Origin of the sequence: Microcoleus sp. PH2017_28_MFU_U_A, from assembly GCF_020738035.1 — a bacterium.
GTDB lineage: Bacteria > Cyanobacteriota > Cyanobacteriia > Cyanobacteriales > Microcoleaceae > Microcoleus.
Genome location: NZ_JAEQCX010000210.1, coordinates 1 through 4366, shown reverse-complemented (window position 1 = coordinate 4366; position 4366 = coordinate 1). Strand labels below are relative to the sequence as shown.

Annotated in this window: 4 protein-coding genes; 3 read left to right on the top strand and 1 reads right to left on the bottom strand. The window is 44.0% G+C overall.

All coding sequences use genetic code 11. The features are described 5' to 3' along the window. Nucleotides 1-95: 95 nt before the first annotated feature. A complete protein-coding gene (tnpA, locus tag JGK14_RS33635) occupies nucleotides 96-473 on the bottom strand; it encodes an IS200/IS605 family transposase (RefSeq protein ID WP_293233656.1) in 378 nt (125 codons plus the stop codon). An 81-nt stretch (nucleotides 474-554) separates the two neighbouring features. Here tnpA and JGK14_RS33630 point away from each other — a divergent pair, with 81 nt between their 5' ends. From JGK14_RS33630 to ltrA, 3 genes are all read left to right on the top strand, one after another. After that, a complete protein-coding gene (locus tag JGK14_RS33630) occupies nucleotides 555-929 on the top strand; it encodes a hypothetical protein (protein WP_293208454.1) in 375 nt (124 codons plus the stop codon). Between the two features lie 79 nt (nucleotides 930-1008). After that, on the top strand, nucleotides 1009-1860 hold the full coding sequence (locus JGK14_RS33625; protein ID WP_293208456.1) for an RNA-guided endonuclease InsQ/TnpB family protein: 852 nt from the start codon (nucleotides 1009-1011) through the stop codon (nucleotides 1858-1860). 587 nt (nucleotides 1861-2447) lie between these two features. Beyond that, nucleotides 2448-4196: a group II intron reverse transcriptase/maturase gene (gene ltrA / locus JGK14_RS33620; RefSeq protein ID WP_325315998.1), complete on the top strand. Its 1749-nt coding sequence runs from the start codon at nucleotides 2448-2450 to the stop codon at nucleotides 4194-4196. Nucleotides 4197-4366: the final 170 nt, after the last annotated feature.

The window sequence follows — 4366 nt, the reverse complement described above, 5'->3', positions numbered from 1 at the left end:
TCAGCCGAGGCGGGTCAATCCGCTCGAAGTGAAAGCGAAAGGGGAGGGACTTGAAGCCTCCCATGTCATGTAATAGATGACTATACTTTTACCAGCTATTTCTTCACCACTTCACTACTGATATTACCTGCTGTACTCACAAAATAGCTGCTCGTCCACAAAGATGGCAGCTTTTTCAGTTCCGGGAATTCCTCCCGCAAAAAACGACTAGAACGACCTTTGAACAACTTAACTACTAAGACAGGGGTGTCCGTTGGCTTGACGGCTACAAACAAATGTACGTGATCTGGGGCCACTTCTAGCGCCAATATATCCCAACCTTTCTCAATTGACAACTCTAGGAAAATCTGACGAGTTCTAGTCGCCACGTCGCCCAATAAAACTTTTTTGTGGCGCTTGGGGATAAAGACAAAGTGGTAGTTTAGTAAGAACTTAACGTGGTTGTGCGTTTTGTATTCGGCAAGTGGCAGCATAAATAGTTTGTTGATACAAATTGACGTATCCACTATACTCGTTTAGAATAAACAAATTAACCAATATTCAGGAAAACAGAGGTGCCAAAAGAACGAAAAGCAATGGGTGTTCAGCAAGTATTGCTGTCACCAAACAAAGAACTTCAAACATTACTAGAATACCTGTGCCGACAATCCGGAAAACTGTACAACAGTGGTGTATATTTGGCTCGCCAAACTTTTTTTAAAACAGGAAAGCTGTTGACTGGAAAGTTCGACTTATCTTTTGAGCCGTCAGTGGCAAAATCAATGGTTGCTAAGTCGTTGCCATCAACGCCAATGCAGCAAACATTGATGTCGGTCGCAGAAGCCTTTAAATCTTTTAAAGAATTAAGAGATTTGTATATCAAAGGTCAATTATATTTTAAGCCCAAGCCACCGGGATACCTGAAAGGGCCTAATACCAATTCACTATGAAGCTGCACTTCATGGGAAGCCTCAAATCCTTTCCGGTAAAGGATCTATTCCATGCAGCTTCATAGAAAAATGGTATAAGTTGTTCAAAGTAGCTTATCCAAACTCAGGGGGCTTAAGACCTAAACTTATTGGTAATCAGCTAAGATTCTCCTTGGGATTGACGGTAAAGCGGTGGTTTGAAGTTTCCGAATTCTTTCTGCCTATGCCGTCAAATCTTGACTTTTCCAAGGTGAAAGAGTTTACGATTCTACCTAAGAATGGTGCTTTTTATCTTGAAACATCTTACGAGGTTGAAAAAGAACAACACAGCCTAGACATCGATCAAGCGTTATCAATTGACTTGGGAACTGCTGACAATTTAGCAGCCTACCTTGATACATTGGGAAATTCTTTCTTGATTGATGCTCGCGCTATGAAAGCGATGAATCAGCTATGGAACAAAAAAGTAGCAACTAGAAAAGAAGGAAAGGCAGAAGGTTATTGGGATAATTGGCTAGACCGCGCAACCCGAAAACGCAACCACCAAATGCGCGATGGCATTAACAAGACCGCGAAGTTGATTGTTAGCCATTGCTTGGAACACAGCATTGGCAACATTGTTTGTGGCTGGAATCAAGGCTTTAAGTCTAATGCTAATATGGGTAAAAAGAACAATCAAAAGTTTGTTCAAATGCCTTTAGGAAAGTTGAAAGACCGATTAAATCAACTGTGTGACTTACACGGCATCAGGTTTATTGAAACCGAAGAAGCATATACATCCAAAGCTAGTTTTCTTGATGGAGACTCCCTACGCAAGTACGGTGAAAAGCCAGAAGGGTGGAAAGCGTCGGGAAGACGAATTAAGCGTGGATTGTATCAGTCTGCCGATGGAACCGTGGTGAATGCAGACCTAAATGGTTCTGCCAATATCCTCAGAGTGCGATTCGTTTAGCTGAAACCCTTGCTATATAAGCAATGCGGAGGACGGCTAGCCAGGGACGACCTGGATAACTGAGTGGAACATGATGGTGACGGAAGTACCCTAGAAACCGAAGTCCATCCCCCCTGGTGCTGGGGTGAAAGCATATCCCTAGGGACATGGGCAGGAAAACCCAGAACCGACTGCAAGGGATAGAAGGTAAAAGCACTGACAGCCTAAGCCAGTGACTACCAAGCAGAAGTTCTCATGAGTAAAGCGAAAGCTTGAAGGCACGCCTGAATCATCGTGATGTTGAATGGGGTAATAAGGCTGATACCCCAAGCCAAAAGGCAAGGATAAGGAGTTAGCAAATTCTTAGTTGACTAACTAGCACTCCAAAGAAACCCGGTGAATAGTGTCGCTCTAAAAGACTTGAAATGACCACTCGGAACGAAGTAACCCTCTCTCACGCTCTTAGGAGGTCGAATACCTAAGTAGGTTCCAACCACAAGCAGAAAGAGGGTGGGATTGAGTCAGAAGCGAATGCCTCACTGTAATGGTAAGGATATGCTGACAGATTCACGATGTCTTGGAATGAAGAATCTTGAGTGAGAGATTAAATGTCTAAAACGCTGAACAATCAGACGGTGGAATGGAAGGCTTTACCCTGGCGAAAGTTAGAGGTACGAGTCTTCAAGCTCCAAAAGAGAATCTTCAAAGCCTCTAGTCGTGGCGACGTTAAAGCAGTTCGGAGACTCCAGAAGACTTTGATGAGGTCTTGGTCGGGTAAGTGTCTCGCGGTAAGGAAGGTTTCGCAGGATAACCAGGGTAAGAAAACGGCAGGTGTAGATGGAATTAAAAACCTAACCCCCCATGCCCGTCTTGTCTTGGTAACTCATCTCAAAGTGACTGGGAAGTCCAAACCTACCCGCAGAGTGTGGATTGATAAGCCGGGAAAAGTCGAGAAACGACCTCTTGGTATACCCACGATGTTTGACCGTGCCTTACAAGCCCTAGTAAAACTGGCACTTGAGCCAGAATGGGAAGCTAAATTCGAGGGAAATTCCTTCGGATTTCGACCTGGACGTTCTGCCCATGATGCGATTGAGACAATCTTCAAAAATGTCAGCCTAAAAGCCAAGTATGTGCTTGACGCTGATATCTCACAATGTTTCGACTGCATAAACCATAAAGCACTGCTCCAAAAATTGAATACATTCCCGACATTACGCAAGCAAATTAAAGCTTGGTTGAAATCAGGAGTGATGGATAGCGGAGTATTCTCAAACACCAAGGAAGGTACACCGCAGGGTGGAGTCATTTCTCCACTTCTGGCAAACATAGCCTTACACGGGTTTGAGGATTTCATTACAAGCTTCTACACAATCACCAGAGGGATAGTAACGACTACCGGAAGGAAAAGTACTACTAGGGTTAAACCTACGCTAGTAAGATATGCAGATGATTTTGTGATACTCCATGAGTCTGAGGAGTTTGTAACCCTCCTGAGACAAAAAGCAGACGAATGGCTAAAAAACATGGGACTAGAATTGAAGCCAAGTAAAACGCGAATATGCCACACCTCTGAGGGGTTCAACTTCTTAGGGTTTAATGTGCGCCAGTACAAAGTAGGGGCATACAGAGCGGCAACTTTATCTAAGGGTAATCAATATTCCCCTAGTAAAGAAGTAATAAATCTAGGCTTTACAACAATCATCAAACCCACAAAGGAAGCAGTCAAGAGACATCTTGACAAGATAGGACAAGTAATAGATAAACATCATAATGCCCCTCAAGAGGCATTGATAAGCCGTCTCAATCCGATAATCAGAGGATGGTGTAACTATTATGCGTCATCTGTGAGTAAGGAAACATTTAACAAATGTGACCACCTCACCTATCAAAAGCTTCTCGCATGGGCAAAAAGCAGATGCACCAAAACTAACGCCCACGATACTGTTAGTAACTACTGGCGTACCGTAGGCAAAGACAACTGGACATTTGCCACGTCAGGCGGAACAGCCTTGGTGAAACATTCAAGTACTCCAATAGTACGCCACACCAAGGTTCAGGGTGCAAGAAGCCCGTTTGATGGAGATTTAGTCTACTGGGGTAAGCGTATGAGTAGCCACCCGGAACTGTCTTCCAGAGTAGCCACTCTCTTGAAAAGGCAGGCTGGGAAATGTGTACTCTGCGAGCTGAGTTTCAAATACGGCGATTTATGGGAAGTTGACCATGTTATCCGTACTTCTAGAGGAGGTAAGGATGAATATAGTAATTGGCAGCTTCTTCACCGCCACTGCCACGACTTGAAAACGGCAACAGACGGAGATGTCCGTTTGGAGAACTGGGATGACAACCCGTTCTAGTGTTAAAGGTACTCATAACAAGAGCCAGGTCATTGAGGAGCCGTATGTGGTGAAAGTCACAAGTACGGTTTGTGCGGTTCGTTGATTGAAACCAAAGTCTCATAAAACTTAGGAGGAAAATCGTCTCTACACCGCCTTGAGTGCAAACTCAGAAATATAGTAGAGATAAC